This window comes from Acidobacteriaceae bacterium, from assembly GCA_035944135.1.
Classification (GTDB): Bacteria; Acidobacteriota; Terriglobia; order Terriglobales; family Acidobacteriaceae; genus Granulicella.
The window spans coordinates 107,501-133,268 of record DASZBM010000009.1 but is presented as its reverse complement, the minus strand read 5'-3'; the positions used below and the strand labels follow the sequence as shown (position 1 = coordinate 133,268).

The 25,768-nt window shown below is 59.4% G+C and carries 35 protein-coding genes; 30 read left to right on the top strand and 5 right to left on the bottom strand.

All coding sequences use genetic code 11. The features are described 5' to 3' along the window. The 25 genes from tuf to map form a co-directional block, all read left to right on the top strand. Positions 1-136: elongation factor Tu (gene tuf, locus VGU25_14425; protein HEV2578396.1), on the top strand; the 136-nt coding region annotated here is incomplete at its 5' end. Between the two features lie 168 nt (positions 137-304). Next, a complete protein-coding gene (gene rpsJ, locus VGU25_14420; protein HEV2578395.1) occupies positions 305-622 on the top strand; it encodes a 30S ribosomal protein S10 in 318 nt (105 codons plus the stop codon). Between the two features lie 109 nt (positions 623-731). After that, positions 732-1,463, top strand: coding sequence for a 50S ribosomal protein L3 (gene rplC / locus VGU25_14415; protein ID HEV2578394.1), 732 nt, complete (start codon positions 732-734; stop codon positions 1,461-1,463). Between the two features lie 190 nt (positions 1,464-1,653). Beyond that, positions 1,654-2,316, top strand: coding sequence for a 50S ribosomal protein L4 (gene rplD / locus VGU25_14410; GenBank protein ID HEV2578393.1), 663 nt, complete (start codon positions 1,654-1,656; stop codon positions 2,314-2,316). Further along, positions 2,316-2,609: a 50S ribosomal protein L23 gene (locus VGU25_14405; GenBank protein HEV2578392.1), complete on the top strand. Its 294-nt coding sequence runs from the start codon at positions 2,316-2,318 to the stop codon at positions 2,607-2,609. Before rplD ends, VGU25_14405 begins: the two co-directional genes overlap by 1 nt. Positions 2,610-2,724: 115 nt before the next feature. Beyond that, positions 2,725-3,555 carry a 50S ribosomal protein L2 gene (gene rplB, locus VGU25_14400; GenBank protein HEV2578391.1) on the top strand — a complete coding sequence of 277 codons (831 nt, stop codon included), beginning with the start codon at positions 2,725-2,727 and terminating at the stop codon, positions 3,553-3,555. Between the two features lie 112 nt (positions 3,556-3,667). After that, positions 3,668-3,952, top strand: a complete 285-nt coding sequence (gene rpsS / locus VGU25_14395; GenBank protein ID HEV2578390.1) for a 30S ribosomal protein S19 — start codon at positions 3,668-3,670, stop codon at positions 3,950-3,952. A 69-nt stretch (positions 3,953-4,021) separates the two neighbouring features. Further along, complete coding sequence (gene rplV / locus VGU25_14390; GenBank protein ID HEV2578389.1) at positions 4,022-4,555, top strand: 50S ribosomal protein L22; 534 nt, start codon at positions 4,022-4,024, stop codon at positions 4,553-4,555. Positions 4,556-4,664: 109 nt separating this feature from the next. Next, positions 4,665-5,336: a 30S ribosomal protein S3 gene (rpsC, locus tag VGU25_14385; protein ID HEV2578388.1), complete on the top strand. Its 672-nt coding sequence runs from the start codon at positions 4,665-4,667 to the stop codon at positions 5,334-5,336. 188 nt (positions 5,337-5,524) lie between these two features. Beyond that, a complete protein-coding gene (gene rplP / locus VGU25_14380; protein HEV2578387.1) occupies positions 5,525-5,959 on the top strand; it encodes a 50S ribosomal protein L16 in 435 nt (144 codons plus the stop codon). 81 nt (positions 5,960-6,040) lie between these two features. Next, on the top strand, positions 6,041-6,268 hold the full coding sequence (gene rpmC, locus VGU25_14375; GenBank protein HEV2578386.1) for a 50S ribosomal protein L29: 228 nt from the start codon (positions 6,041-6,043) through the stop codon (positions 6,266-6,268). Next, positions 6,268-6,606 (top strand): 30S ribosomal protein S17, encoded by a 339-nt coding sequence (rpsQ, locus tag VGU25_14370; protein ID HEV2578385.1) that lies wholly within the window; start codon positions 6,268-6,270, stop codon positions 6,604-6,606. Before rpmC ends, rpsQ begins: the two co-directional genes overlap by 1 nt. A gap of 79 nt (positions 6,607-6,685) precedes the next feature. Further along, entirely contained in the window at positions 6,686-7,057 is a 372-nt protein-coding gene (rplN, locus tag VGU25_14365) for a 50S ribosomal protein L14 (GenBank protein ID HEV2578384.1), read from the top strand. Between the two features lie 104 nt (positions 7,058-7,161). Next, a complete protein-coding gene (gene rplX / locus VGU25_14360; GenBank protein ID HEV2578383.1) occupies positions 7,162-7,485 on the top strand; it encodes a 50S ribosomal protein L24 in 324 nt (107 codons plus the stop codon). 89 nt (positions 7,486-7,574) lie between these two features. Continuing rightward, on the top strand, positions 7,575-8,123 hold the full coding sequence (rplE, locus tag VGU25_14355; GenBank protein HEV2578382.1) for a 50S ribosomal protein L5: 549 nt from the start codon (positions 7,575-7,577) through the stop codon (positions 8,121-8,123). Positions 8,124-8,132: 9 nt separating this feature from the next. Further along, positions 8,133-8,318 carry a type Z 30S ribosomal protein S14 gene (locus tag VGU25_14350; GenBank protein HEV2578381.1) on the top strand — a complete coding sequence of 62 codons (186 nt, stop codon included), beginning with the start codon at positions 8,133-8,135 and terminating at the stop codon, positions 8,316-8,318. Between the two features lie 164 nt (positions 8,319-8,482). Continuing rightward, positions 8,483-8,881: a 30S ribosomal protein S8 gene (gene rpsH, locus VGU25_14345; GenBank protein ID HEV2578380.1), complete on the top strand. Its 399-nt coding sequence runs from the start codon at positions 8,483-8,485 to the stop codon at positions 8,879-8,881. 109 nt (positions 8,882-8,990) lie between these two features. Further along, on the top strand, positions 8,991-9,530 hold the full coding sequence (rplF, locus tag VGU25_14340) for a 50S ribosomal protein L6 (protein ID HEV2578379.1): 540 nt from the start codon (positions 8,991-8,993) through the stop codon (positions 9,528-9,530). A gap of 103 nt (positions 9,531-9,633) precedes the next feature. Continuing rightward, a complete protein-coding gene (rplR, locus tag VGU25_14335; GenBank protein HEV2578378.1) occupies positions 9,634-9,999 on the top strand; it encodes a 50S ribosomal protein L18 in 366 nt (121 codons plus the stop codon). Between the two features lie 84 nt (positions 10,000-10,083). After that, positions 10,084-10,590 (top strand): 30S ribosomal protein S5, encoded by a 507-nt coding sequence (gene rpsE / locus VGU25_14330; GenBank protein ID HEV2578377.1) that lies wholly within the window; start codon positions 10,084-10,086, stop codon positions 10,588-10,590. A 79-nt stretch (positions 10,591-10,669) separates the two neighbouring features. Beyond that, positions 10,670-10,855 carry a 50S ribosomal protein L30 gene (gene rpmD, locus VGU25_14325; GenBank protein HEV2578376.1) on the top strand — a complete coding sequence of 62 codons (186 nt, stop codon included), beginning with the start codon at positions 10,670-10,672 and terminating at the stop codon, positions 10,853-10,855. A gap of 65 nt (positions 10,856-10,920) precedes the next feature. Then, complete coding sequence (rplO, locus tag VGU25_14320; protein ID HEV2578375.1) at positions 10,921-11,397, top strand: 50S ribosomal protein L15; 477 nt, start codon at positions 10,921-10,923, stop codon at positions 11,395-11,397. Positions 11,398-11,555: 158 nt separating this feature from the next. Further along, entirely contained in the window at positions 11,556-12,968 is a 1,413-nt protein-coding gene (gene secY / locus VGU25_14315; protein HEV2578374.1) for a preprotein translocase subunit SecY, read from the top strand. A gap of 139 nt (positions 12,969-13,107) precedes the next feature. After that, positions 13,108-13,812 carry an adenylate kinase gene (locus tag VGU25_14310; protein ID HEV2578373.1) on the top strand — a complete coding sequence of 235 codons (705 nt, stop codon included), beginning with the start codon at positions 13,108-13,110 and terminating at the stop codon, positions 13,810-13,812. Between the two features lie 82 nt (positions 13,813-13,894). Then, positions 13,895-14,644, top strand: coding sequence for a type I methionyl aminopeptidase (gene map / locus VGU25_14305; protein ID HEV2578372.1), 750 nt, complete (start codon positions 13,895-13,897; stop codon positions 14,642-14,644). A gap of 45 nt (positions 14,645-14,689) precedes the next feature. Here the strand turns inward: map and VGU25_14300 are convergent, their stop codons facing one another. Continuing rightward, on the bottom strand, positions 14,690-16,273 hold the full coding sequence (locus VGU25_14300) for a DHA2 family efflux MFS transporter permease subunit (protein HEV2578371.1): 1,584 nt from the start codon (positions 16,271-16,273) through the stop codon (positions 14,690-14,692). Positions 16,274-16,310: 37 nt separating this feature from the next. On the opposite strand from VGU25_14300, the gene VGU25_14295 reads away from it, so the two are divergent. Further along, entirely contained in the window at positions 16,311-16,784 is a 474-nt protein-coding gene (locus VGU25_14295; GenBank protein HEV2578370.1) for a MarR family transcriptional regulator, read from the top strand. 12 nt (positions 16,785-16,796) lie between these two features. Here VGU25_14295 and VGU25_14290 read toward each other — a convergent pair whose 3' ends face one another. Next, a complete protein-coding gene (locus VGU25_14290) occupies positions 16,797-18,641 on the bottom strand; it encodes a phosphoenolpyruvate carboxykinase (GTP) (protein HEV2578369.1) in 1,845 nt (614 codons plus the stop codon). A 203-nt stretch (positions 18,642-18,844) separates the two neighbouring features. Here VGU25_14290 and VGU25_14285 point away from each other — a divergent pair, with 203 nt between their 5' ends. From VGU25_14285 to VGU25_14275, 3 genes are all read left to right on the top strand, one after another. Further along, positions 18,845-20,221 (top strand): NAD(P)/FAD-dependent oxidoreductase, encoded by a 1,377-nt coding sequence (locus VGU25_14285; protein ID HEV2578368.1) that lies wholly within the window; start codon positions 18,845-18,847, stop codon positions 20,219-20,221. A 66-nt stretch (positions 20,222-20,287) separates the two neighbouring features. Continuing rightward, positions 20,288-21,418, top strand: a complete 1,131-nt coding sequence (locus tag VGU25_14280) for a Gfo/Idh/MocA family oxidoreductase (GenBank protein ID HEV2578367.1) — start codon at positions 20,288-20,290, stop codon at positions 21,416-21,418. Positions 21,419-21,554: 136 nt separating this feature from the next. Beyond that, complete coding sequence (locus tag VGU25_14275) at positions 21,555-22,199, top strand: ferritin-like domain-containing protein (GenBank protein HEV2578366.1); 645 nt, start codon at positions 21,555-21,557, stop codon at positions 22,197-22,199. Positions 22,200-22,275: 76 nt separating this feature from the next. Here the strand turns inward: VGU25_14275 and VGU25_14270 are convergent, their stop codons facing one another. Then, positions 22,276-22,899, bottom strand: a complete 624-nt coding sequence (locus VGU25_14270; GenBank protein HEV2578365.1) for a hypothetical protein — start codon at positions 22,897-22,899, stop codon at positions 22,276-22,278. 72 nt (positions 22,900-22,971) lie between these two features. Then, entirely contained in the window at positions 22,972-23,907 is a 936-nt protein-coding gene (locus VGU25_14265) for a branched-chain amino acid transaminase (GenBank protein HEV2578364.1), read from the bottom strand. A gap of 122 nt (positions 23,908-24,029) precedes the next feature. Between VGU25_14265 and VGU25_14260 the strand changes: the two genes are divergently transcribed. Further along, the gene (locus VGU25_14260) at positions 24,030-24,707 is read left to right on the top strand and encodes a MarC family protein (protein HEV2578363.1); all 678 of its coding nucleotides are present in this window, start codon (positions 24,030-24,032) and stop codon (positions 24,705-24,707) included. A gap of 2 nt (positions 24,708-24,709) precedes the next feature. On the opposite strand, the gene VGU25_14255 is transcribed toward VGU25_14260, so the two are convergent. After that, a complete protein-coding gene (locus tag VGU25_14255) occupies positions 24,710-25,249 on the bottom strand; it encodes a DUF4337 domain-containing protein (protein ID HEV2578362.1) in 540 nt (179 codons plus the stop codon). Between the last annotated feature and the right edge of the window lie 519 nt (positions 25,250-25,768).

Sequence of the window (25,768 nt, the reverse complement as noted above, 5' to 3'; positions counted from 1 at the left end):
GGTGATGCCGGGCGACAACATCGCGCTCGAGGTCACGCTGCACACGCCGGTGGCCATGGAGAAGGGTCTGCGCTTTGCTATCCGCGAGGGTGGCAGGACGGTCGGCGCAGGCGCGATCTCGGAGATCATCAAGTAAGTACTACGTGGCGGCGGGACGCGCTTCGCGCGGAACGCCGGATGCGAAAACAGGAATACGAGGGCTGCCGGTTCGCCTAGATTCACGACGGCCGGCAGCCACTCCTAACCGATCTTTGATCAAGCGTTCCTCTCACTCGCTGAAGTGATGAACGGGAAAGAAAATGAGATGGCACAGCAGCGCATTCGCATCCGCCTGAAGGCTTATGACTACCGGGTTCTGGACACGTCGACCGGTGAGATCGTTGAGACCGCTAAGCGTACTGGAGCGCAGGTTGCGGGACCGATTCCCCTGCCGACGATGAAGAACAAGTATTGCGTTCTGCGCAGCCCACACGTGGACAAGAAGTCGCGCGAGGCGTTTGAGATCCGCACGCACAAGCGGCTGATCGACATCCTCGAGCCGACGCAGCAGACGGTGGACGCGCTGATGAAGCTTGATTTGCCGGCGGGTGTGGACGTCGAGATCAAGACGGTCACGAAGTAAGCGAGTCAGCGAGTTAGCGAGTCAGCGAGTCAGGCAAGGCGGCGAGCTGAGTTTCCGGAAGGAAGACCTACAGTGCTTCGGAACCGAAGCATGATGAGGAGAGAGAAAGATGGCAGTTACAGGAATTCTTGGAAAGAAGATCGGCATGACGCAGGTCTTCGACGATCGCGGTGAGGTTCATCCGATCACGGTGCTGAAGGTTGGGCCGTGCGTAATCACGCAGCTTAAGACGCAGGCGAAGGACGGCTATGATGCCGCGCAGATCGGCCTGGTTGAGTTCGTGAAGGCAAGCAAGGTGAACAAGCCGATGACCGGCCACTTTGCGAAGTCGAACGTGCCGCCTGTGAAGCTGGTGAAGGAAGTTCAGCTCGAGTCGGTGACCGGTGGCGATGAGGACCAGGGAGCGAAGGCTGGTGATCGCGTGACCGTCGAAATCTTCAACGAGACGAAGTTCGTTGACGTGATCGGCACCTCGAAGGGACGCGGATTTGCGGGCGTTGTTCGTCGCCACAACTTCGGCGGCGGACCGAAGTCGCACGGTCACATGTTCCAGATCCAGGGCTCGATCGGTGCGTCGTCGTTCCCGTCGCGTGTGTTCCCGGGGCAGAGAATGCCGGGTCACTACGGGACTGATCAGGTCACTGTTCGCAACCTGCGCATTCGCGGCATTGATGCGGAGGATAACCTGCTGATGGTTGAGGGCGCGGTTCCGGGTCCTCGTGACGGATATGTTCTGGTGTCGAAGGCGAAGGCGCCTCCGAGAGAGCGTCGCGGCTTTGCCGGTTCCGGCACGGTCGATCCGCTGAAGGCCTCGAAGAAGGCTGCACCGAAGAAGAAGTAAGGGCCAGCGGGTCAGCTAGCCAGCAGGTCAGCGAGTCAGGAAAGGCAAAACTGACTCGCTGGATGCGAAGCATCGCTGGCTTGCTGACTCGCTAATAACATCCTCTGTGCGGGGAACAGACCGGGAAACGCAGAGTAACAACGTCAGGGCGCGCGGCATCGATCGCGGGCACGGAAAGCGAAGTAAGGCGATGGCAAAGATCAAGATCAAGAGCCTCGCGGGCAAGGAAGTCGGTGACTTCGAACTGCTCGATGAGGTGTTCGGCGGTGTGAACGAGGCGCTGCTCTGGGAAGCGGTGAAGCACTATCGCGCCAGCCTGCGGCAGGGAACGCACGCGACGAAGAACCGCAAGCTGGTTTCGGGCGCGGGCAAGAAGCTGTGGAAGCAGAAGGGCACCGGCCGCGCGCGCGTAGGCTCGATCCGCACGCCGCTGTGGCGTGGTGGCGGAACGGTTCATGGACCGCAGCCGCGCAGCTACGACTACCAGTTCCCGAAGAAGAAACTGCTGGGTGCGCTGCGCTCGGCGCTGGCATCGAAGCTGGCGGACGGGAAGCTGACGGTGGTGGAGAACTTCAACGTCGAAGAGGCGAAGACGAAGCACTACCGCAATGCCCTCGACAAGCTCGATGCGAAGAAGACAGCGCTTCTGGTGGAGACGTCGCGCGAGCTGAACGAGAAGCTGTATCTCGGATCGCGCAATCTCGCCGGCGTGGAGCTTGTGCTTTCGAGCGAGGTTCACCCGTACGATCTGCTCCGCTATGAGCACGCAATCTTTTCGAAGGCTGCGTTGGAAGCTCTGCAGGAGACGCTTAAGAAATCAGTTTCCAAGCGTGCGACGAAGGAGGTTGCATAATGCCGACTCTTTATAAGATTATTCGGCGGCCGCTGATCACCGAGAAGGCGCTCACGACACGTGAGACCGAGGGATCGCTGGTGTTTGAAGTTGCGGCGAATGCCTCGAAGACCGAGGTGAAACAGGCCGTGGAGCAGCTCTTCAACGTGAAGGTTGCGACGGTTCGCACTGCCAACATCGAGGGCAAGGAGCGGAAACGCGGCCGGTACTCGGGGTATCTTCCTGACTGGAAGAAGGCGTATGTGCGGCTGAAGGCAGGCGAGAAGGTGCCTGATTTCGCGGCGGAGATTTAAGAGCAGTAGTTAGTGGTTGGTAGTTAGTCGTTAGTGGGACTAACTACTCGCCGGCAGTTGAGATCCAAGTATCGCGCTGGTTGTAAAGAGCGCGGCAAAGGCAAAGGAAGAAGCAATGCCGATCAAGAGCTATCGACCGATTACACCGACGCTTCGCTTTCAGACGAAGCTGGTCAACGACGACATCACGACGAACGAGCCGTATAAGCCGCTGCTGGAAGTGAAGCAGCGCACCGGCGGCCGTAACAACACGGGCAAGCTGAGTGTGCGCCACCATGGAGGCGGCCACAAGCAGAAGCTGCGCCTCATCGACTTCAAGCGCGACAAGTACGGGATTCCGGGCACCGTGGCGACGATCGAATACGATCCGAACCGCAGCTCGCGCATCGCGCTGATCGCGTATGCGGACGGCGAGAAGCGTTACATCCTGCAGCCTGTCGGGCTGAAGGTTGGGCAGAAGGTAATGAGCGGGCCGGAGGCTGACATTCTGGTCGGCAACGCGCTTCCGCTCAAGAACATTCCTGCCGGCACGACAGTGCACAACATCGAGCTGCGGCCGGGCAAGGGCGGCCAGATGGCCCGTTCGGCCGGAGCGCAGGTGCAGCTGGTGGCGAAGGAGGGCGAATATGCCCTGCTGAAGCTGCCTTCCGGCGAGACGCGGCGCGTGCTCGTGGAGTGCATGGCGACGGTTGGCCAGGTTGGCAACACCGATCATGAGAATGTGTCGATCGGAAAGGCCGGACGCAACCGCTGGAAGGGTATTCGTCCGACGAACCGTGGTGTCTCGATGAACCCGGTCGACCATCCGCATGGCGGTGGTGAGGGTAAGACCTCGGGCGGACGTCATCCGGTGACGCCGTGGGGTCAGCCAACGCGTGGATACAAGACGCGGAATAACAAGCGCACGGATGTGTTTATCGTGTCGCGGCGCAACAAGGGTAAGTAAGAGCAGCGCCCGGAGGAGCACTCAGTTTACCGGAGTGCAGTAGGGCAGAACCAAGTCTCGAAGGCTCCTCGCGAGATTCGTTGTATCGAGCATAGAAGTACTGGAGATAGAAATGGCACGCTCTACAAAGAAGGGTCCGTTCATCGACACGCACCTGATGGTGAAGGTTGACGCGATGAACGCGGCCAACGACAAGAAGGTGATTCGTACCTGGTCGCGCCGCTCGACCATCCATCCCGACATGGTTGGCCACACGATTGCGGTTCACAACGGCAAGAAGTTTGTGCCGGTGTACTGCACGGAAAACATGGTCGGGCACAAGCTCGGCGAGTTTTCGGCAACGCGCACGTTCAAGGGCCACTCCGCGAAGGCTGCGGACACGGCGAAGGCCAAGTAAAGAAAAATAGGCGGGAAGCTGTTGCTTCCCGGGATGATTGGTAGAGGCTTCGCCTCGAGGAAGATTGAGATGGCAAAGACAACGACAACTGCACCGGAATTTCGCGCTGAAGCCAAATTCCAGCGCGTCAGCCCGCAGAAGGCCAAGCTGGTGCTGGACCTGATCAAGGGCAAGCCTGTGGGACAGGCGATTAACATCGTAGCGTTCACGAACAAGCGCATTGCGCCGGTGATCGAGAAGACGCTGCGCTCGGCGGTGCAGAACGCGCAGTATCTCGCCGATGAGCGGGGTCTGGACGTGGATGTTGATAAGCTGTATGTGAAGACGGCTGTGGCGAATGATGGGCCGCGCATGAAGCGCATCCGTCCGGCGCCCATGGGACGTGCCTTCCGGTATCAGCGCCGCATCGCCCATATTGTGATCACGATTGCGGAGAAGCAGGCGGCCGAGGTTAAGGCTGCGGCGACAACTCCTGCAGCGGAGACGACGACGAAGCCGGCGGCGAAGAAGACGGCAGCGAAGAAGGCTCCGGCCAAGAAGGCAGCGGCGAAGAAGACCGCGGCCAAGAAGTCGGCCAGCAAGAAGACGGCTGCGGCGAAGTAAGCCGCAGAGGCTCGCGTTAGAAGGAAGTTTGTAGCAGCGCATTACGTAACACAAGCAACATCGCCGCGCCGGCTCAACCGGCTATGGCTCTGAAAGAAGAAGGAAGCTTATGGGACAGAAAGTCCATCCGTATGGATTCCGCCTCGGCGTGAACAAGCCGTGGAAGTCGCGCTGGTTCGTGGAGCGCGGCTATGACAAGCTGCTGGTCGAGGATGTGAAGCTGAAGGCTGAACTCCGCGAGAAGCTGAAGGCTGCCGGCGTGTCGTCCGTTGAGGTCGAGCGTCCGGGCAACAAGCTGCGGTTGATCATCCGCACGGCGCGTCCGGGCATCATCATCGGCCGCAAAGGCGCGGAGATCGACAAGCTGAAGGCCGACATTCAGAAGCGGACCAACCGCGAGGTGTTTATCGACATCCTCGAGGTGAACAAACCGGAGCTTGACGCGCAGCTGGTGGCCGAGAATATCGCGCTGCAGCTCGAGAAGCGTGTCTCGTTCCGCCGCGCGATGCGTAAGTCGGTTGACTCGGCGCTGCGCTTCGGCTGCAAGGGAATCAAGGTTCGCGTTTCGGGCCGACTGAACGGCAACGAGATCGCGCGCTCCGAGTGGTACCTGCAGGGTCGGCTGCCGTTGCACACGCTGCGTGCGGACATCGACTACGGCTTCGCCGAGGCGAAGACCACGTATGGTGTCATTGGCGTGAAGACCTGGATTTACCGTGGCGATATTTACGAGCAGAAGAAGCGCCGCGAGCAGGCCCCGATCACGACAGGCGCGTTCTAGTCTTGAAGGTGAAGACGCGGGGAGGCAAAAGCTTTCCCTCGCCGCGTCTTTACTGTATACTTATCTAGTTTGGCCCTGAGTCTGTGCTATGCACAGAGACCCCGGCTGAGCTTCTCTGATTCCCGCTTTATTAGCGGTTCATCTCAAAGAAGTTCTCCGTCCTCAAGTTTGAAAGGCGAGTTTTCCCCATGCTTTTGCCCAAGAAGGTCAAGTATCGCAAGCAGCAGCGCGGCCGCATGTGCGGCAAGGCGTGGCGCGGCTCCGATCTGTCGTTTGGCGACTACGGTTTGAAGGTCCTGGAGTGCGGTTACATAACTGACCGCCAGATTGAGGCCTCGCGTATCGCGATGACGCGCTTCATCAAGCGCGGTGGCAAGGTCTGGCTGCGTCTGTTCCCGGACAAGCCGATCACGAAGAAGCCGGCCGAGACCCGTATGGGTAAGGGCAAGGGCGCGCCGGATCACTGGGTTGCGGTGGTTCGCCCGGGCAAGATCCTCTTTGAGATGGAAGGCGTGCCGGTCGATATCGCGAAGGAAGCGATGCGCCTGGCTTCGCACAAGCTGCCGCTGAAGACGACATTTGTGGTGCGGCCGAACGTGAAGACCGAGGTTGTGGCCAAGTAGTTTGGCCAGGAGTGCGAGCGGGAAAGAGAGCAAATTTCTCGCTCCGCGCTCGGAATGACAAGTTGTTCTAAGGATTGAACTATGGAACTCGACAAGATCCGCGATCTGAGTGATGACGAGCTGAAGGCTGAAGAGGCGAAGGCGGCTGAGCAGATCTTCCGCATTCGGTTTGCAAAGAGCCTGGGCAAGCAGGAGGGTTTGAAGAACCTGCGTACGCTGAAGCTCGACATCGCTCGTTTTAAGACAGTTGCACGCGAACGCCAGATTGGGAAGGCTCGTCAGGGCGCAGCAACAGAGGCAGGTAAGTAATGGCTGAGAATACAGCAAATACGCAGCAGGCGAACGAGCAGACGCGCCGCAACGAGAAGGTTGGCCAGGTCGTCTCGACCAAGATGCAGAAGACGATCGTGGTTGAGATTGAGATGCGCAAGGCCCACCCGAAGTATCGTCGCGTGATGAAGTTCAACAAGAAGTTCTACGCGCATGACGAGCAGAATTCGGCGCGGATCGGCGACGTGGTTCGCATTCGCGAGACGCGTCCTCTGTCCAAGTTGAAGCGCTGGACGCTCGAGGAGATCATCCGCCGCTCGTCGCTCGCGACGCTGCCGGAGGAGAAGCCGCTGGCTGAAGAGTCGGCGACGAAGTAAGGGTTTTGGTTGGGGTTCTGCTCCAGCCGGTGAAGGGTTTCGCGCGGGCTGAGGCTCGCGCCTCGCAAGGAGATTCGCGATGGCAGTTCAAATGCGCACCATGTTGGACGTGGCCGACAACTCCGGCGCACGCAAGCTGCAGATGATCCTGCCGCTGGGCGGCGGACTCGGCAAGAAGGCTGGCCTGGGTGACGTGGTCACGGCGGCGGTGAAGGAAGCTTCGCCGGACGGCACGGTGAAGAAGGGCAAGGTTGTGAAGGCGGTGATCGTCCGCACGCGCAAGGAGTATCGGCGGCGCGACGGAACCTACATCCGCTTCGACCAGAACGCGGCTGTGGTGATCAACGATGCGATGGAGCCGGTCGGCACGCGTGTGTTCGGTCCGGTTGCGCGCGAGCTGCGTGAGAAGAAGTTTTTGAAGATTGTGTCGCTCGCGCCTGAGGTTATCTAGGAGCGAGTCCGCAGGTTAGTAAGTGAGCGCGTCAGCCGAAGGCTGAACCGCTGATCGGAATCCGGCTCCGACAGATTGCCGAGGCCAAGTAGGAGATTGAGGAAATGGCAAAGATTAAGCGCAATGACCAGGTGATCGTTCTCGCCGGTAAAGACAAGGGCAAGAAGGGCCGCGTTCTGCGCGTGATCGCTGACAAGAACCGCGTCCTTGTTGAGGGCGTCAGCATGATCAAGAAGCACCTGAAGCCGAATCCGCAGCGGAATTCGCAGGGCGGCATTCTCGAGCAGGAGGCTGCGATTCACGTGTCGAACGTGGCGCTGATTGATTCGGACGGCAAGGCGACGCGCGCCGGTTTCCGGTTCGATGGAGACAAGAAGATTCGCGTGGCGCGGTCCAACGGCGGCACGCTGGCTGAGAAGACGCAGTAACGATTCTGGGAGTGGTTTTCGAACTTCTCCAAATTGAGTACCCCACGCACCGGTAACCACTCCGAAACCGTGGAGAAAGAGCAAGCACAATGGCAGCACGACTAAGAGAAAAATATTCGAAAGAGATCAAGAGCCAGCTCCAGAAGGAGCTTGGCATTGAGAACGTGATGGCGGTACCGCGGCTCGAGAAGATCGTTATCAACATGGGTCTCGGCGAGGCGACGCAGAACGTGAAGATGATGGATCCGCTGGTTGCGGATCTCGGTTCGATTGCCGGTCAGAAGCCGGTCATCACGAAGGCGAAGAAGTCGATCGCGGCGTTCAAACTGCGCGAGGGCATGCCGATTGGCGCTATGGTGACGCTGCGCGGCGATGCGATGTACGAGTTCCTGGACCGCCTGATCTCGGTGGCGCTGCCGCGCGTGCGCGATTTTCGCGGCGTGAGCTCGAAGAGCTTTGATGGGCGCGGCAATTACACGCTGGGTCTGCGCGACCAGCTCATCTTCCCGGAAATTGACTACGCGAAGGTGGACAAGATCAAGGGCATGAACGTAACGATTGTTACTTCGGCCCAGGACGACAACGGCGCACGCACGCTGCTGAAGTACTTCGGCATGCCGTTCCGCCAGGGAGCATAAGGAAGAGATATGGCTACTACAGCAAAGCGCGTCAAAGATGCCCGTAAGCCGAAGTTCAAGTCCCGTCAGCACAACCGGTGCCAGCTGTGCGGCCGCCCGCGCGCGTACCTGCGCAAGTTTGGCGTGTGCCGTCTGTGCTTCCGTGGACTGGCGCTCAAGGGTGAGATCCCGGGCGTTGTGAAGTCGAGCTGGTAACGCCAGAAGCGTTGATTGGCTCCGCAACCTGAGTGTTGCGGCTCGCTCCCGAAGCGTACCGGGAGAAAACATTTCTGGCTGACTCAAGTAAGCGTGAGCCGGCCACAAAACATTCCCGCAGGTTCTTCTCGATGGAGGAGCGAACGGGGGATGAAAGGAAGACGATGAATCTGACCGATCCAGTTGCAGATTTTTTGACCCGCATTCGCAACGCACACCGTTCCCGTCACCAGAAACTTGACGTTCCGGCTTCGCGGCTTAAGGCGGAGATCGCCCGCATCCTCAAAGAAGAGGGCTACATCGCCAACTACAAGCCTGTCGAGGAGAATGGCCAGAATGTTCTGCGCGTGTACCTGAAGTACGGCGCGAATAATGAGGCTGCGATCCGCGATCTGCAGCGCGTGTCGCGCCCTGGTTGCCGCGTGTATGTGGGCAAGGATGAGATCCGCCGCGTACAGGGCGGTCTGGGAATTTCGATCATGACGACCCCGAAGGGTGTTATGACCGGTCGTCAGGCGCGCCGCGAGGGTGTTGGCGGCGAGATTCTCTGCGAAGTTTGGTAAAGAGAGACCGCAGAATTTTTGTTGATTGAGGGGCGATGAGCCCGTACGGCTGCAGTGGAACGAGTGGCTAAGAGCTATTCGGGACTCGCAAGCCACAAAGGATTTTGAGATGTCACGTATCGGCAAAAAGCCCATCACGCTGCCCAAGGGCGTCAAGTACACGGTTCAGACGAACACGGTTGTGGTCGAGGGGCCGAAGGGTAAGGTCTCGGCCCTGATTCCGGAGGGCATCACGCTCAACGAGAAGGACGGCGTGCTGCATGTCGAGCGTCAGAACGACTCGCAGGCGCCGCTGCACGGCCTTGCGCGTGCGCTGGTGTTCAACGCGGTTGAAGGCGTGACCAACGGCTGGAAGAGAGAGCTCGACGTCGTCGGCATCGGCTACCGTGTGGAGATGAAGGGTAAGAACACGGTTGTGTTTACGCTCGGCTACTCGCACCCAATCGAGTTCCCGCTGCCCACAGGCATCGAGGTCGCGATTGATCCGAAGCAGACGCATGTCACGGTTTCTGGTATCGATCGTCAGAAGGTCGGCCAGGTCGCAGCGGATATGCGCGCGCTGCGCAAGCCGGATCCGTACAAGAACAAGGGTGTTCGTTACTCCGACGAGAAGCTGAAGAAGAAGGTCGGCAAGACGGGCGCGAAGTAATCATGGAGCGAATCATCTTGACCAGCGGTAACCGTCAAGATGGGCGCTAAGTAACTCCGAACGTCGCTGAAGGTCAGCGCCGCCATTAGGAAGGGAAAATAAAATGATCAACACTCCGCAGCGCAATGTAATCCGCAAGCGTGTTCACGAGCGCATCCGCGCCAAGATGACCGGCAGCGCGGAGCGTCCGCGCCTGAATGTCTACCGCTCGCTCAACCATATCTACACGCAGATCATCGACGACGCGAGTGGAACGACCATCGCTTCGGCTTCGACGGTGTCGAAGAAGGGTGAGGGCAAGAAGGCTGGCGGCAATGTGGCGGCGGCCAAGGAAGTCGGCAAGCTCATCGCGGAGCGCGCGAAGGAGAAGGGCATCAAGAAGGTGGTCTTCGATCGCGGCGGGTATCTGTATCACGGTCGCATCAAGGCACTGGCCGATGCGGCGCGCGAGGCCGGGCTGGAGTTTTAGCCACGGATGGATTTAGAAGCGGCTCTTGAGGCCGCGGCCCCGGACCGGTGTGCCGGGGACAAATAAAGAGAAAGAAGATAAGCAATGGCCACACGTAAAAGACTCGACGGCAACCGGATGAACCTCAAGGATGAGGTTGTCAGCATCAACCGCGTGACCAAGGTGGTCAAGGGCGGCAAGAACATGAGCTTCGCAGCGCTGGTCATCGTCGGCGACCCCGGCGAGGGCGTTGTGGGCTACGGCTCGGGTAAGGCCAAGGAGGTTCCGCAGGCGATCCGCAAGGGCATCGAGGCGGCGAAGAAGAACCTCATCAAGGTCAACCTGACGCAGACCTCGATTCCGCACCAGGTGCTTGGACACTTTGGTTCGGGTGAGGTGCTGCTGAAGCCGGCGCCCGAAGGTACGGGCGTGATCGCCGGAAAGACCGTGCGTGCAGTGATGACCGCTGCCGGTGTGCAGAATGTGCTGACGAAGAACATCGGTTCGGCCAACCCGCACAACGTGGTCAAGGCGACGTTCGATGCGCTCTCGCAGCTTCGCGACAAGAACGACGTCGCTGCTCTGCGCGGCAAGTCAGTGGATGAGCTGTAAAAGGAAGTCAGGAAGTGAGGAGTTAGAGAGTCAGGGATTTCCAGCTTTCTAACTCGGTAACTCCGTTCGGAGAAGAAGAATGGCAGCGACCAACACGATCAAGATTCAGTATTACCGTTCGCAGATCTGCACGCCGGTGAAGCACAAGCTCGTTGTGAAGGGCCTGGGCTTTACGCGGTTGAACCAGATTGTCGAGCGCGAGGACACTCCGTCGATCCGCGGCATGGTGAAGAAGATCCCTCACCTCGTCCGCATCGTCAACTAGGGAAGTCCACCACGCCTCTTTGAGGCAAATGCGAGTCGGCGCAGGCCGGCGTTGAGCGAGGAAATATGGCAAAGAATCTTTCGAACCTTCGTGCGCCGAAGGGCGCGAACTCCAATAAGAAGCGCGTGGGCCGTGGTATGGGCTCGGGCATGGGCAAGACGTCGACCCGAGGCCACAAGGGTCAGGGTTCGCGCTCGGGCTCGTCGCTGATGCGCGGCTTTGAGGGCGGCCAGATGCCGCTGCATCGGCGCCTGCCGAAGCGGGGCTTCACGAACATCTTCCGCACCGAGTACACCGTGCTTGGGCTGGACAGGATTGCGGAGCTGGGCGAGACCGAGCTGACGCTCGATGTCCTTGCGGCGCGCGGGATCCTCAAGAAGCGGAATGGGCTGGTGAAGGTTCTGGCGAATGGCGAGTTGAAGTCTGCCGTGACCGTGCACGCGCACAAGTTCTCCAAGGGCGCGCAGAAGGCGATCGAAGCGGCTGGCGGACGGGCGGTCGTGATCGGAGCTGCAGATTCCGAGGCTGCGCCCGCAGCATAACGAATCAGGCCGGGGCCGCGCGCTCCGGCCTTCTTAAATCTCCCATTTCTAGTCATTTTCTTTGTCTGTTCGGCAGTGGCTGGTTCCGCGTAGAATAGCTGCACGAACCCTCAGCCGGGCTGACATCCACACGCTCCGCACCAAGGCTCTTCACACCGATGCTCGAAAAGTTTCTCAACATCTTCCGCATCCCCGATCTTCGCAAGCGGATCCTCTTTACTCTGGCCATGCTGGCGGTCTACCGGCTTGGAGCGCACATTCCCACGCCCGGGATTGACGCGGCTAAGCTGGCACAGTTCTTCAACCAGAATGCCGGCGGCGCGCTTGGCCTGCTTGATTTGTTCAATGGCGGCAACCTGCGTAAGTTGACGGTCTTCGCGCTCGGCATCATGCCGTACATCACCGCGTCGATCATCTTTCAGCTGCTGACCGTTGTGTATGAGCCGCTGGCGAAGCTGCAAAAAGAAGGCGAGCTGGGACGGCGCAAGATCACGCAGTGGACCCGTTATGTCACGGTTCTGCTGGGTGTTGTTCAAAGCTTCTTCATCGCACTGACGCTGACGAACACCTCGACCAGCGAGTCGATGGTGGTAATGTCCAAGACTGCTTTCATTCCGCTCTGCATCCTCACTCTCACGGCAGGCGCAAGCTTCATCATGTGGCTTGGTGAGCAGATTACCGAGCGCGGTATTGGTAACGGTATGTCGTTGCTCATCTTCACCGGCATCGTCGTCGGTATTCCGCGTGGAATTGGGGATCTTTACACCAAGGCGACAACGGACGCCTGGGGAGGATTCACTCCCATTGCGATTGCTTTGATCATCGTGATGATGGTCGTAGTCGTGGCATTCATCTGCTTCGTCGAGCGGTCAGAGCGCCGTATCCCGATTCAGTCGGCGAAGCGTATGGTGGGCCGCAGCATGACGCAAGCGTCGAGCTCGTTCCTGCCGCTGCGGGTGAACTCCGGCGGTGTGATGCCGGTCATCTTTGCCGCGTCGATTCTGTCGGCGCCGATGCTGCTGCAGAACATGTCCATCTTCGGGTCGGGTCCCCTGCGCGATAACAGGTACCTGGGCCCGCTGTTCACCTGGCTTGGGCCGGCCGAGCCGCTGTATGTTCTCCTGTACATCGTCGCGATTATCTTCTTCGCGTATTTTTATATCTCGATCATTTTCCGTCCCGACGACATCGCGGACAACATGCGCAAGTACGGAAGCTTCATCCCTGGTATCCGTCCTGGCAAGCGCACTTCAGATTTCATCAACGATGTGCTGACGCGAATCACGCTCGTAGGTGCCATCTACCTGTGCGTGATTTCGATTCTCCCGATGTTCCTCATTTCGGGTATCCACTTCAACCATTTACCGTGGATCGGGCATTTCTTTGATGCCCTGCCGACGTGGGCAACGAACGGGCTGGGGTTGAACTTTTACTTCGGCGGCACGTCGCTGCTGATTGTTGTCGGTGTGGCGATGGACACGGTGCAGCAGGTAGAAGCGCAGCTGATCATGCGGCACTACGATGGCTTCTCGCCGAAGTCTGGCCGTATTCGCGGCCGCCGCAGCTGGTAGTTCGCACCACTTTCTGGTACCCACGTCCGAGGTCTGGGCGTGGGTTTTCACTGTAGATGTACTTTGCTGAAGCTTTCCTGCGGTCTCGATCTTCGAAGCATTTACCGTCCAATTCTCCAGTTTGTTGCGGTCTTTCCTTATGCCGAAACCTCTTCCGAACGCGAGCGATTTTCTTCCTGGTCCGGTTCTTCTGCTCGGCGCGCCAGGCGTCGGCAAGGGAACCCAGGCGCAGCGCCTGATGGCCGAGTTCGGCATCCCGCAGATTTCAACTGGCGATCTTTTGCGCCAGCATCGCCGGGACCGCACAACACTTGGTTCTCTGGCAGATGATCTGATGTCGCGAGGGAAGTTGGTGCCGGACGATCTGGTAAACCAGATGGTTGCGGCGCGCCTCCAGGAGCCGGACACAGAGCACGGGTACATCCTCGACGGTTTTCCGCGGACGCTGAACCAGGCAGAGTGGCTCGATCGGCAGCTCGTAGCGTATCTGCTGCCAGTGGTTGCGATCAATATCGTTGTGGATCAGCGCGTTCTGCTGGAGCGCATTACCGGCCGGCTGACGTGCCCGATCTGCGGCACGATCTATAACATCTACTCGAAGCCGCCAATGAATGATCGCCTATGCGACTTCGAGGGGGCAGCGCTCGTGCAGCGCGCCGATGATACGGTCGATGTCTTCCATGAGCGCATGCGCGGTTTCGAGCAGAAGACATCGGCGGTAATCGAGTACTATCGCGAGCATGGGAACCGGTTCGCCGAAGTTGATGGTGACCGGCCAATCGACGAAGTTACACGGAGCATTCGCGAGACGCTGCTGCGCCTGCGGCATCATCCGGAGAACTAAAGGTGCGAGAATCGAAACGCGGGATTCGATTCACTAACGCGATCAACCGCATCTCGAATCTCGCTTCTCGTATCTAATCACTATGGCAATCATGATCAAATCTCCCGCTGAGATCCAGGCGATGCGTCGCTCGGGCGAGGCCCTGCGCAAGGTCCACGAGGCCGTGCGTGCGGTGGTGGCTGCGGGCGCGACGACTATGGATCTGGAGCACGCTGCCGCTGCGAAGGTGGAAGAACTCGGAGTGAAGCCTGCGTTCAAGGGGTATCACGGATATCCCGCTGTGCTTTGCACGTCAGTCAACAGCGAGGTTATTCACGGGATTCCGAACGACCGCCGGACGCTGAAAGAGGGAGATATCGTTTCTATCGACTGCGGTGTAGTGGTCGACGGCTTCTACTCGGACTGCGCGGTGACCTATCCGATCGGAACCGTCAAGCCTGAGGTTGAGAAGCTTCTGCGGGTGACGGAAGCGTCGCTCTATGCGGCGATTGAAAAGGCTGTGCCCGGTGGCCGATTGTTCGACATCTCGCATGCGGTGCAGTCGATGTGTGAGGCGGAGGGGTTGGGTGTTGTCCGGGAGTTCGTAGGGCACGGCATCGGCCGCAGCATGCATGAAGACCCGCAGTTGCCGAACGTTGGCTCCGCGGGCAAGGGGCCGCGCCTGAAGGCCGGTATGGTGCTGGCGATCGAACCGATGATCAACCTCGGCAGTCCTGACGTAAAGGTGCTGGACGATGGTTGGACAGCAATCACGATCGACGGCAGCTACAGCGCGCACTTCGAGCACACTGTGGCAATCACCAAAGACGGCCCGCTCATCCTTACGCGCTAAGTACTACGCTTCGTCTCGCCAGTCCTTGCGAGTGCGTGACGGCTTTTAGTGCGCGGCCATTTGCTCGGGATCGACCTCGCGGTTCTTTGGTGGCAGTCGCATGATCCAAACGAGCGGCGACAGCAGTAGAACCGTACCTGCAAGGATCGCGAATGCGTTCTTATAGGCGAGCATCGTCGCCTGGCGCTGCAGCTGACCGTAGATCTCGGCGAGTGCAGGGTATTGAGCCGCCGCGGCAGAATTGTGTGTGAGCGCCGCAAACCGCTGCACCTCTCGCGTGACCGCCATCGATCCTGCCGATAGATTCGAGGCAAGGTTCAGCTGATGCACCTGCGCCGATCGCGCAAGAAACGTCGTCAGCAGCGCCGTTCCAGCCGAACCGCCAATGTTTCTCGCGAAGTTTGAAAGCGACGAGATCTGATTCATCTTGTTTCGCGGCACGCCAACGTAGTTCAGCGTGCTGATGGGGATAAAGATGAAGGGAAGGCCGACAACCTGCAGCATGCGCCATAGCGTGACTGTTCCATAGCTTGTGTACAGGTCCAGCCGGGTGAGATTGAAGAGGCCGGCGGCGACGGCGAGATAGCCAAGCATGACCATCAGGCGCGGGTCGCCCTTGCCCAGCGTTCGGCCCGCGACCGCCATCATCACCATCATCACGAAGCCGGCAGGTGACAACACCATGCCCGCTCGCTCCGCTGTGTACCCAAGCAAGACCTGGAGGAATTGCGGGATCAGAACCGTTGAACCGAAGAGCACCATTCCGAGAATGAGTTGCAGAAAGACGGCGGTACCGAAATTGCGGTTCTTCAGCAGCTTCAGATCGACGATCGGGTCCGGATGGCGCCACTCCCAGACGGCGAAAAAGATCAGCGTGACGACCGCAAGAAATGCGGTGAACTGAATCTGCCCGGAGCCAAACCAGTCCTTCTCCTGACCCTTATCGAGAGTGAACTCAAGCAGACCGACGCCGAGGGCAACTGCGCCGAGGCCGATGAAATCAACCGGAGAGCGCCGCTTCATGCGCTCCTTCATCTCGGGTGGATCCTCGACCATGCGGTTGGACAGAAAGAGTGACAGCAGACCGAACGGCAGGTTAATGAAGAAGATCCAGTGCCAGTTGTAGTTGTCGGTAAGCCATCCGCCGAGCGTTGGCCCGATCGCCGGCGCGACGACGACGGCCATGCCGTAGAGTGCGAAGGCCTGCCCGCGCTTCTCGATCGGGAAGGTGTCGGCCAGGATCGCCTGCTCGCTTGGAGCTAGTCCCCCACCGCCGAGGCCCTGCAGGATGCGGGCGAGAATCAATGCCGGCAGCGTGGGTGCCAGACCGCAGAGCAAGGAGCAAGCGGTAAACATCATCACGCAGATCATGTAGAAGCGCTTGCGTCCGATGCGATCGGAGATCCAGCCGGAGATGGGAAGGATCACGGCCGACGAGACCAGATAGCTGGTCAGTACCCACGTCGCCTCTTCCTGGGACGCACCCACCGAGCCCGCGATATGCGGGAGTGCGACGTTCGCGATGGAGGTGTCCAGCACCTCCATGAACGTGGCAATGGTTACCGTGAGGGCAATCAGCCACGGGTTATGCTTCGGCTTCCACACGCCTTGTAGTAGCTGTCCGGGCATATCAGGGTACTGATACAGTATATCAGGGTACTGATATATGTCTGACTACCGCCTGGAGAAAGCAAAGCTCGCAAGACGATGTACCAAGAGCTTGCGCGAGCTGTTGGTCGGCTATCGTTCGCTTCTGGAAGATGCGCTGCGCGGCGAGGGCCTCAGTCTGCCCCAACTGCGGCTGCTGAGCGCCATTCACGAGCAGCATGAAGTCAGCGGCGCGACCATCGCGCGATCGTGCCAAGTCACGCCCCAGACCTTGCAGGCGATGCTGACTCGTGCGGAACGAGAGGGCTGGATCACTCGCGGAATCTCCGCTGCCAATCACCGTATCCTGACGGCATCCCTGACAAGGAAAGGAGACGCAGTGCTGCAACGCGGCCTTGCGGCTGCGGCCGAGATCGAGGAGAAGATCTGGGCCGGAGTTTCAGCCGGCGCACTGGACCGCTTGAATATCACTCTGGAACATGGCATCGCCAACCTGCACGGTGAACTCGAGGGTCATCGCGCAGCGAGTTAGTGCTGCTAGCCACTAGAGACGGCAGATCAGAAGCTCGCGTTCGTAGACCATCTCCGGCGGGAGGTGGTCATGCAGCAACAGGAATAACTCCTCGTGACTCATCACCTCACGACGCCAGGCTGCACGATCGACCGTCTGGAGCTTGGCAAATTGTTCGGGCGAAAACTCGAGTCCGTCCCAGTTCATGTCATCGTAGTAGGGCGTCCAGCCGATCGGCGTCTCATTGCTCTGCGCCCGTCCGTGGACGCGATCGACGATCCACTTCAGCACGCGCATGTTCTCGCTGAAGCCCGGCCAGAGGAACTTGCCGTTCTCATCCTTGCGGAACCAGTTCACGTGGAAGACGCGCGGAGTCGAGGCGAGCTCGCGCTGCATCCTGAGCCAATGCCGAAAATAATCGCCCATGTGGTATCCGCAGAAGGGAAGCATCGCCATTGGATCGCGGCGCACAAGGCCAGTCTTGCCGGCTGCGGCAGCAGTCGTTTCAGAGCCCATTGTTGCGCCCGCGTAGACGCCGCTCGACCAGTTGAACGACTGGAAGATGAGGGGGACCGTGTCGGAGCGACGGCCACCGAACAGGAACGCGGCAATCGGCACGCCCTCTGGTGACTCCCAAGCCTCGCGATCAAAGACCGGACACTGCACGGCGGGCGCTGTGAAGCGGCCGTTCGGGTGTGCAGCGGTGCGGCCGGTCTTCTTGCCGATCTCCGGAGTCCAGCGCTCGCCGAGCCAGTCGATACATTCGGCCGGCGGCTTCGACGTCATTCCCTCCCACCACACTCCACCGTCCGGCGTGAGGGCGACGTTCGTAAAAATCGTGTTGCGGCTCAAAGTCGCCATCGCGTTCGGATTCGTTTTCGCGCTTGTACCGGGCGCCACGCCGAAGAAGCCAGCCTCTGGATTAATCCCGCGCAGATGACCGTTCGCATCCGGACGAATCCACGCAATGTCATCGCCCACGCACCAGATCTTCCACCCCTCGAAGCCCTTCGGCGGAATCATCATTGCAAAGTTTGTCTTGCCGCACGCGCTCGGAAACGCTGCAGCGACGTAGGTCTTTTCACCCTCGGGAGATTCCGCTCCTAGGATGAGCATGTGTTCCGCCATCCAGCCTTCGTCACGCGCGATGTTGCTCGCGATGCGCAGCGCGAAGCATTTCTTGCCGAGAAGAGCGTTGCCGCCGTAGCCGGAGCCGTAGCTCCAGATCTCGCGCGTTTCAGGAAAATGCACGATGTACTTGGTATCGTTCTGTGGCCATGGGACGTCCTGCTCGCCCGGCGCAAGCGGTGCGCCAACTGAGTGCATGCAAGGAACGACGCGCTTGATGTCCTTATCGATCTCCGCGAACACCGGCGCGCCGACGCGTGCCATGATGCGCATGTTCACTACTGCGTAAGCGGAGTCCGTGAGTTGCACGCCGATCTGCGATGCCTTGGAGCCAATCGGTCCCATCGAGAACGCGAGCACGTACATCGTGCGGCCGCGCATAGAACCGCGAAAGAGCTCCTTCAGCTTGCGGCGCATCTTGAATGGGTCTTCCCAGTTGTTTGTGGGGCCGGCCGCATCCTTGCTCAGCGAGCAGATGAACGTGCGGTCCTCGACGCGCGCGACGTCGTTCGGGGAACTGCGCGCGAGATAGCAGCCGGGCCACAGCTTCTCGTTCAGCTTGATGAAGGTGCCGCCCTCAACCAGCTTCCGGCACAGGTATTCGTTCTCAGCATCCGTGCCATCCACCCAGTGGATAGCATCGGGCTGACAAAGCTCGGCCATCTTTTCGACCCACCGGATGAGGTGTTTGTTGGTGGTCAAAACTCGTGTCGAAACCTGCGTGCTCTTTGTGGCTGCCCCTGCGGCCATGCGGTTTACCTCCGCCTCCAGTGTCGCTCCAGAGGGTACTGGCAAGCTATCGCATTCTGCGCTTGTCTGTCGTGCGCACCTTGCTCTATCGCGCGATTACCGCCGCGTGCATATCCTGTCTGGCAGGGCATCCAGATACATCGCAGTTGCTATGAATAGCGACCAAACGGACCCTCAGCGCATCCCTTCACATAGGAGGCTTCATGGCCAGCAGCACTCCGGAGATTATTCGCCCGCGTGTGGTCGTTATCGGCGCGGGCTTTGGCGGCATCTATGCGGCGAAGCGCCTTGGCAAGCTGCCTGTCGATGTCACCGTCGTCGACCGCAAGAACCACCACACGTTTCAACCATTGCTTTATCAGGTTGCGCTGGCCGTCCTGTCGCCGGGGGACATCGCGCAGCCCATCCGCAGTATTCTGCGCGACAACCGCAACACCGAAGTCGTGATGGATGAGGTTGTCGGGCTGGACATCGCGACTCGCCGGGTGCATCTGCAGAGCGGAGCCGAACTGCTCTACGACTATCTGATTCTCGGCACCGGATCGACGCACAGCTACTTCGGCAAGGATGAGTGGGCGAAACTTGCGCCAGGGTTGAAGTCCATTGAAGATGCAACCGAGATTCGGCGCCGTGTGCTGCTCGCCTTTGAACTCGCGGAGCGCCAGACGCTCGAGACCGGCAGTCATCCGCCACTGAATTTCGTAATCATTGGAGGCGGACCTACCGGTGTCGAGCTCGCGGGTGCGATCTCTGACATCGCTCGTCTTTACATGACGCGTGACTTCCGCCACATCGATCCTTCGACTGCGAATGTGCTGATCCTTGAAGGCTCACCGAACATACTTGGCGCATATCCGAAGGACCTTCAAGAAAAGGCGGTCGAACAACTCTCAAAGCTGGGTGTTCGCGTGCGCACAGGAGCCCATGTAACCGATGTCCAGCCCGGATATGTGATGGTCGGCGACGAGCGCATCGAGAGTGTGTGCACGTTGTGGGCGGCAGGCGTGCAAGCCTCACCGCTCGGCAAGATGCTCGCCGAAGCGATGGGTGTTCCGCAGTGCCTCGACCGGCGCGGGTGTGTAGCGGTCGATGGGTATTTGAATCCGCCGAACCATCCGGAGATTTTTGTCATCGGCGATCTCGCGCACGTGGAGGAGAACGGCAAGCAGGTCCCCGGAGTAGCGCAGCCCGCGATGCAGATGGGAACGTACGCCGCGGAGCGGATCGGTCTGCTGACCAGCAATCCCGCAGCCGCCGCAAAACAGAAGCCCTTCCACTACTTCGACAAGGGCGACATGGCAACGATCGGCCGCAAAGCTGCGGTGGCGCGGATCGTCTGGCCGTTTCACGCGCACTGGTCAGGCTTCATGGCGTGGATCACGTGGCTTGTCGTACACATCTTTTTTCTCATCGGCTTCCGCAATCGCTGGGGCGTCTTCCGCCAGTGGGGTTACACGTACATTCGCCTGCAGGATGGCGTACGGCTGATCGTGGGCTCACAGGTTCTTCCGGGGTGGGACGCCATCGCCGTTCCACCGGCTCCAAAGGAGGACGAGCCAACATTGACCACACAACACTGAAGCCACGCAGTCGCCTTCGCTGCGCATCCACTCCTCAGGCGCGTGATTTCACGTCGGAGGATTTGTATGCCAGAGGCGGTAGTCGTCAAAGGGCGCAAGGTTCGTTACGCGGTTGTCGGAATCGGATGGATCTCGCAGACGGCATTTCTGCCGGGTGTGGAGCACACCGGCAACAGCGAGGTTGTTGCGTTCGTCAGCGGGCACGAAGACAAGGCCGCGAAGGTTGGCGAGAAGTACGGCGTCAAGGATCTCTACAGCTACGAGCAATACGACGAGCTGCTGCACTCCGGGAAGATCGACGCTGTCTATCTCGCAACGCCGAACTGGGACCACGTCGATCTCGCCATCCGCACGCTGGACGCCGGCATTCATCTGCTGCTTGAGAAGCCGATGGCCACATCTGTCGAAGACTGCGAGCGCATCATTGCGGCGGCGGAACGTAGCGGAGCAAAGCTCATGATCGCCTACCGCATGCACCATGAACCCGCGATGCTGAAGGCGTTGGAGACAGCGCGCAGCGGCAAGCTCGGTCATCTGCGCTACTTCAACTCTTCGTTCTCCCAGCCGGTGAACTACCAGAATCATCGCGCGAAGAATGGCTATTGGGCGGGTCCGGTGCCGGACATGGGACCGTATCCGATCAACACGGCTCGCAACTTCTTCGGCGCCGAGCCGATTGAGGTCTCGGCCATTGGCACGCGCACTGAACCTGAACGCTTCCGTGATTTCGAAGACCAGGTAGCCGTGAATCTTCGCTTCCCCGGAGGTCAGCTTGCCACGATGCTGCTCAGCTACTCTGGCTCGGATCTCGATGACTACCGAATCGTCGGCACTCTCGGGGACCTGTATTCTTCGCCTGCTTTTGCAATTCCCGGAGGTTTCAAGCACACGGTCACGATCGGCGAATCAGAGAAGAAAACGGAAGAGAGCTTTACGCCTACCGATCAGTTTGGTGGCGAGCTGAAATACTTCTCTGACTGCATCGTCAACGACGAGCACCCTGAAGCTGACGGCGAAGAAGGAATGCTGGACATCCGTGTACTCGCCGCGGTTCAGCGCGCGCTCGAGACCGGGCAGCCTCAGAAACTCGAGCCCTACGCAAGACGTCGCAGGCCCACTCCGGACCAGGCGCAAAAGCTCAAAAAGGTCGACGAGCCGGAGCTTGTGGGCGTACATCAGCCGAGCAAAGGACGCTGAATCTGACAACGCCACAGCAGCTTTTCGCCCGGAGCCAACTCGCATGCGCTTGCGTGCCTCTCATTGTCGTGGCCCTCGCGCTCACGGTGGATATTCCTGTCTACCGATGGTTCAGCGAGCCGCCCAGGAGAGATCCATGGCACTCGAAGACGTTTTGATCGACGAGCTCCGCGACCTGTACAGCGCGGAAAATCAGCTCGTAAAGGCACTCCCTAAACTCGCCAGGGGCGCGAAACACGGCGAACTCAAACAGCTCTTCAAAGATCACCTCGAGGAGACCAAGGGCCACGTCCTTCGCCTCCGCGAGGCTTTCGAACATATCGGAAAGAAGCCCACAGGAAAGCACTGTGAAGGCATGGAGGGTGTTATCGGCGAAGGCGCCGAGGCGCTCGAAGAGGACATGGACGATGCCTCTTTTGACTCCGGCCTTATCGGTGCAGCGCTGCGGACCGAGCACTATGAGATCGCCGGCTACAACGCCGTCATCGCCATGGCGAAGACCCTCGGAATGAGTGAGGTGGTCGATCTCATGAGGCAGAACCTGGCAGAGGAGATCGAAGCTGCCAAGAAGATTTCCGCGGCAGCCAAGCCGATCTTCAAGGAGGCCACGCAGGAGCAGGAAGAGGATAAAGATTCTCAGCCAGCTTCAAAGAAGAAGGCAAAGGACAAGACCTCCGAACGCAAGAGCAAAGAGGACGAGCGCAAGGCCGCTGGAGACGTGAAGCGGAAGGGAAGCGCCAGTAAAAATCAGACCTCGGCGATCAGCGGCGAAGAAGAATAATCCCTGCGAGCGCGACCAAATGCAAACGGCGTTCTCTCAGGAGAACGCCGTTTGACCTTCAATCGCTCTTGCCCGATTAGTACGGATTCTTGGGCTTCTTCGGTGGTCCGCCGGGTACGCCGAACCGGAATACCAGGCCGCTGCTTATATGGACCAGGCCTGACGCACCGATCGCCGGTTTCTGCCCGGCATTTATATAGCTGTTGGTAGTCGTCACGCTGCCGATACCGACTTCGATCACACGGAAATCTACGTGCCGATTCAACGGGTAATCGATGCCTCCGTACAACGCGTACTGACCTTGAAGCGTGTGCACCAGGCTCACTGGCGCCTTGCTGACCGCCGCACCCGCGGAGAGCTCAGCGTACGGCCGGAAGCCAAAGGCAGTCGGACGAGACTCGATTCTAGCCGCCAGGGAGAATACATTCAGAGAGGCGTTGTTGCGATGCACAATTGTGTCACGGGCATCGACGCCGAACTTCATACCTGGACCATGCGTAACATCGTAGTACGCGCCGAAATCCAGTCCGCCGAAGATTCCTGATCTTTGGCCATCTCCAAAGAATGCGAATGGCCCCGTGTCGGCGGTCGAGTTCCCGATATGCTCCACCACCGGATTAATGTACACGCCAACCTGCGCCCGGGCACTCGCTGCAACAGCAGCCAGTAGCACGGCTGCAAGAACGTACCGCAATCTCATCAAGAACAATCCTTACCTTCGGTTGAACTTCTGACTTCAGAGAGCAAGCTCGCGTTTCGCGTCGCCGCAAGACTACGCTGTAACGGCCTCGCGAACCTTTACCGGGGTCAGCCAGTTGTATTTGTCGGGCGCCGCTCCGCTCACGATGTCGAAAAACGCCTTGTGAAGCGCGGAGGTGACCGGGCCCATACTGCCGTCGCCCACAAGAATGCGATCCACGCTGCGCAAATGCGTTACCTCTGCGGCGGTACCAGTAAAGAACGCCTCATCGCAGATATACAGCAACTCACGCGGCATCGCCTGTTCGACGACCGGAATGCCGAGCTGACGTGCCAGCACCAGAATTGAGTCGCGCGTAATGCCGTTCAGAACAGAGTTCGCCAGCGGCGAGGTGTACAGAACACCCTTGTGCACAATGAACAGGTTCTCGCCCGAGCCCTCGCTCAAATAGCCATTCGTGTCCAGCGCGATGCCCTCCACATAGCCGTTCACATCGGCCTCCATGCGGATAAGCTGCGAGTTCATATAGTTCGCGCCCGCCTTCGCCAGCGACGGCATCGTGTTTGGCGCCAGGCGGTTCCAGCTCGAGATGCATACATCCGCGCCGCCGTGGCCCGCGACGTACTTGCCCCAAGGGAAGTTCGCGATGTAAATCTCAACGGGCGACTTCAGCGGATTCACGCCAATCTCTCCGTAGCCGCGGAACGCAATCGGCCGGATGTAACACGGCGTCACGCCGTTCGCCTCAATCAGTTCAACGACGGCCTCGTTCAGCTGCTCGAGCGAGTAGGGAAGCGGCATCCTGTAAATCTTCGCCGAGTGAATCAGCCGCTGCATGTGCTCGGGCAGACGGAATACACCGGCGCCACCTTCCTGCGCATAGCAGCGAATCCCCTCAAACACAGATGAGCCGTAGTGCACCACGTGGCTCATCACGTGAATCTGCGCTTTCTCCCACGGAATCAGTTGGCCGTTATGCCAGATGTTCGCTGTCGTCTCGAGCGGCATTCGCGTCTCCTTCGTTTGAACTCCGATTATACGGTTCTGCCCGCACGCTTCTGAAATTTCATTCTTTCGCGAGAGGCCACCAACCTCGCTCCATCGCCGTGCAACAATCTGAATCGCCCCTGATGTTTGCTCCGCACCCAGTCGCGCTCACCCGTATCGAGAGTTCCGCGCTCGCGCGTTTCTCGCTGCTTGCACTCAGCTCCATCTTCTTCCTCGTCGATCCCTTTGCGGCCCTGCCGACATTTCTGGCGATCACTGAAGGTCAGGACTCGAAGCGCCGCCTGCGCACCGCACGCAAAGCCTCGCTGACCGCGTGGGTCGTGCTCTCGCTCTTTGCCTTCGTCGGCCATTACATCTTCCGGCTGTTCGGCATCTCGCTTCCGGCATTCGAGATCGCCGGCGGAATCATCCTGCTTCTCATCGGCCTGGACATGCTCGAGGCCAAACGTTCCCCTACGCAGGAGACACGCAAAGAAACGCAGGCCGCGGCCACCAAAGACGACGCTGGAATCGTGCCTATGGGCATCCCCATGCTCGCGGGCCCGGGCAGTATCACGACCGTGATGGTCCTCGTCGGCCAGGTGCAATCCAAGTGGGAGATGACTGCCATCCTTGGCGCCATCGCCATCACGGCCATCGCCTGCTTCCTTGTGCTGGGCAGCGCCGACCGCGTGGCCCGCGTCCTCGGCCAGACCGGGATTCGCATCCTCGTCCGCGTCATGGGCCTTCTGCTGGTCGCGCTCGCCGTGCAGTACTTCGTCAACGGCTTCGTCGACCTTGGCGTTATTGCCAAACCCTGACGCTACTTCAAAAAGAACGCCGAGACCGTTACAACAACACCTGCGATTCCCAGCAGCCCGGCCGCTGCGACGTACCGGTGGTGTCGCGTCAGCAGTGTGATCGAAGCCAGCACGACCGCGATCTGCAGCAGCGCCTCGCCAAGATCAAACCGATCGGCCCTGTGCTCGGCGCGATTCACATCCCCCTCCATCTCTCGTGCCTTATCCGCGCTTTGGTCGAGCTCAGGCTGCCACTTCGCAATCTCCGCTTTGTACGTTTTCAGCTGTGCCTGAGCCGCCGCTGACCCAGGCGCCAGCAGCGTGAGCAGTTCGCTAGCCTTCTGCGTCTGCTGAACACGCAGCTTGCGCGATTGATACTCGTTCCACTGGTCCGCAGCGCGGGTTTGCTCGAGCACCGCCCGCGTATGTTCCCGGTGTCCCAGCACCGTCACCATCGCCACCAGCACCGCCAGGACAGCGATTACCAGGGAAACGTACATCAGGCTTTTCTCCGCACCCTCTTGCACCTGCTCCGAAAACTCGTGAATCTCTGACGCTTCCATTTAGCTCTCCACCCGCCGCGAAACTCCTTGATTCTAACGGGCGAAAGGGGGCATTCCACGTGCCAAATCTCACCGTTTTCCGCGCTCTGTCCACAGTTCCCACAGGGTCCGGCTTGCGCGTTCCGTTCTGGCTTGCTAAAGTCAATCTTGTCGTTGGCAGCGAGCAACAAGCCAACGGCTGATGTCTGCAATGATTTGCATCCGGACAGGATCCGGGGTAGTCTAGTAGATATGAGCTTCGCGCCTGAGCCCTGATAGGGCACATGGCCAGTCGAAGCGCAGTCCAAGCGTTTGAAAGCGGTAGAAAAGGCCATAGGCCGCCGCCCAAACCCAAGCCACTGCAAACCATTGATTTCAGGAGCTTAGTGCTCCGCGATCGCCTGCGATCGTCACGTTGTTTTGAAAAATTGCGCTGTAATGGGCATCTTCATCCTCTCGGATCGGCTTCGGTCTAATCCCCGGATGGAAACATGGAAGTCGTCAGCTGACGATAACCTACAAGGTGCTTGAAAAATTGAC

Excerpts from the sequence above, each read along its gene's own strand:
- VGU25_14280 (HEV2578367.1), top strand. The coding sequence starts at position 20,288 with ATGCCAGAGGCGGTAGTCGTCAAAGGGCGCAAGGTTCGTTACGCGGTT.
- rplD (HEV2578393.1), top strand. The coding sequence starts at position 1,654 with ATGGCAAAGATCAAGATCAAGAGCCTCGCGGGCAAGGAAGTCGGTGAC.
- rplV (HEV2578389.1), top strand. The coding sequence starts at position 4,022 with ATGGCAAAGACAACGACAACTGCACCGGAATTTCGCGCTGAAGCCAAA.
- rpsS (HEV2578390.1), top strand. The coding sequence starts at position 3,668 with ATGGCACGCTCTACAAAGAAGGGTCCGTTCATCGACACGCACCTGATG.
- VGU25_14265 (HEV2578364.1), bottom strand. The coding sequence starts at position 23,907 with ATGCCGCTCGAGACGACAGCGAACATCTGGCATAACGGCCAACTGATT.
- rplB (HEV2578391.1), top strand. The coding sequence starts at position 2,725 with ATGCCGATCAAGAGCTATCGACCGATTACACCGACGCTTCGCTTTCAG.
- map (HEV2578372.1), top strand. The coding sequence starts at position 13,895 with ATGGCAATCATGATCAAATCTCCCGCTGAGATCCAGGCGATGCGTCGC.
- VGU25_14310 (HEV2578373.1), top strand. The coding sequence starts at position 13,108 with ATGCCGAAACCTCTTCCGAACGCGAGCGATTTTCTTCCTGGTCCGGTT.
- VGU25_14405 (HEV2578392.1), top strand. The coding sequence starts at position 2,316 with ATGCCGACTCTTTATAAGATTATTCGGCGGCCGCTGATCACCGAGAAG.
- VGU25_14255 (HEV2578362.1), bottom strand. The coding sequence starts at position 25,249 with ATGGAAGCGTCAGAGATTCACGAGTTTTCGGAGCAGGTGCAAGAGGGT.
- rpmD (HEV2578376.1), top strand. The coding sequence starts at position 10,670 with ATGGCAGCGACCAACACGATCAAGATTCAGTATTACCGTTCGCAGATC.
- rpsE (HEV2578377.1), top strand. The coding sequence starts at position 10,084 with ATGGCCACACGTAAAAGACTCGACGGCAACCGGATGAACCTCAAGGAT.
- rplO (HEV2578375.1), top strand. The coding sequence starts at position 10,921 with ATGGCAAAGAATCTTTCGAACCTTCGTGCGCCGAAGGGCGCGAACTCC.
- secY (HEV2578374.1), top strand. The coding sequence starts at position 11,556 with ATGCTCGAAAAGTTTCTCAACATCTTCCGCATCCCCGATCTTCGCAAG.
- VGU25_14350 (HEV2578381.1), top strand. The coding sequence starts at position 8,133 with ATGGCTACTACAGCAAAGCGCGTCAAAGATGCCCGTAAGCCGAAGTTC.
- rplF (HEV2578379.1), top strand. The coding sequence starts at position 8,991 with ATGTCACGTATCGGCAAAAAGCCCATCACGCTGCCCAAGGGCGTCAAG.
- rpsH (HEV2578380.1), top strand. The coding sequence starts at position 8,483 with ATGAATCTGACCGATCCAGTTGCAGATTTTTTGACCCGCATTCGCAAC.
- rpsJ (HEV2578395.1), top strand. The coding sequence starts at position 305 with ATGGCACAGCAGCGCATTCGCATCCGCCTGAAGGCTTATGACTACCGG.
- VGU25_14300 (HEV2578371.1), bottom strand. The coding sequence starts at position 16,273 with ATGCCCGGACAGCTACTACAAGGCGTGTGGAAGCCGAAGCATAACCCG.
- rpsC (HEV2578388.1), top strand. The coding sequence starts at position 4,665 with ATGGGACAGAAAGTCCATCCGTATGGATTCCGCCTCGGCGTGAACAAG.
- rplE (HEV2578382.1), top strand. The coding sequence starts at position 7,575 with ATGGCAGCACGACTAAGAGAAAAATATTCGAAAGAGATCAAGAGCCAG.
- VGU25_14270 (HEV2578365.1), bottom strand. The coding sequence starts at position 22,899 with ATGAGATTGCGGTACGTTCTTGCAGCCGTGCTACTGGCTGCTGTTGCA.
- rplX (HEV2578383.1), top strand. The coding sequence starts at position 7,162 with ATGGCAAAGATTAAGCGCAATGACCAGGTGATCGTTCTCGCCGGTAAA.
- rplP (HEV2578387.1), top strand. The coding sequence starts at position 5,525 with ATGCTTTTGCCCAAGAAGGTCAAGTATCGCAAGCAGCAGCGCGGCCGC.
- VGU25_14295 (HEV2578370.1), top strand. The coding sequence starts at position 16,311 with ATGTCTGACTACCGCCTGGAGAAAGCAAAGCTCGCAAGACGATGTACC.
- rplC (HEV2578394.1), top strand. The coding sequence starts at position 732 with ATGGCAGTTACAGGAATTCTTGGAAAGAAGATCGGCATGACGCAGGTC.
- rpmC (HEV2578386.1), top strand. The coding sequence starts at position 6,041 with ATGGAACTCGACAAGATCCGCGATCTGAGTGATGACGAGCTGAAGGCT.
- rplR (HEV2578378.1), top strand. The coding sequence starts at position 9,634 with ATGATCAACACTCCGCAGCGCAATGTAATCCGCAAGCGTGTTCACGAG.
- VGU25_14275 (HEV2578366.1), top strand. The coding sequence starts at position 21,555 with ATGGCACTCGAAGACGTTTTGATCGACGAGCTCCGCGACCTGTACAGC.
- rplN (HEV2578384.1), top strand. The coding sequence starts at position 6,686 with ATGGCAGTTCAAATGCGCACCATGTTGGACGTGGCCGACAACTCCGGC.
- VGU25_14290 (HEV2578369.1), bottom strand. The coding sequence starts at position 18,641 with ATGGCCGCAGGGGCAGCCACAAAGAGCACGCAGGTTTCGACACGAGTT.
- VGU25_14285 (HEV2578368.1), top strand. The coding sequence starts at position 18,845 with ATGGCCAGCAGCACTCCGGAGATTATTCGCCCGCGTGTGGTCGTTATC.
- rpsQ (HEV2578385.1), top strand. The coding sequence starts at position 6,268 with ATGGCTGAGAATACAGCAAATACGCAGCAGGCGAACGAGCAGACGCGC.
- VGU25_14260 (HEV2578363.1), top strand. The coding sequence starts at position 24,030 with ATGTTTGCTCCGCACCCAGTCGCGCTCACCCGTATCGAGAGTTCCGCG.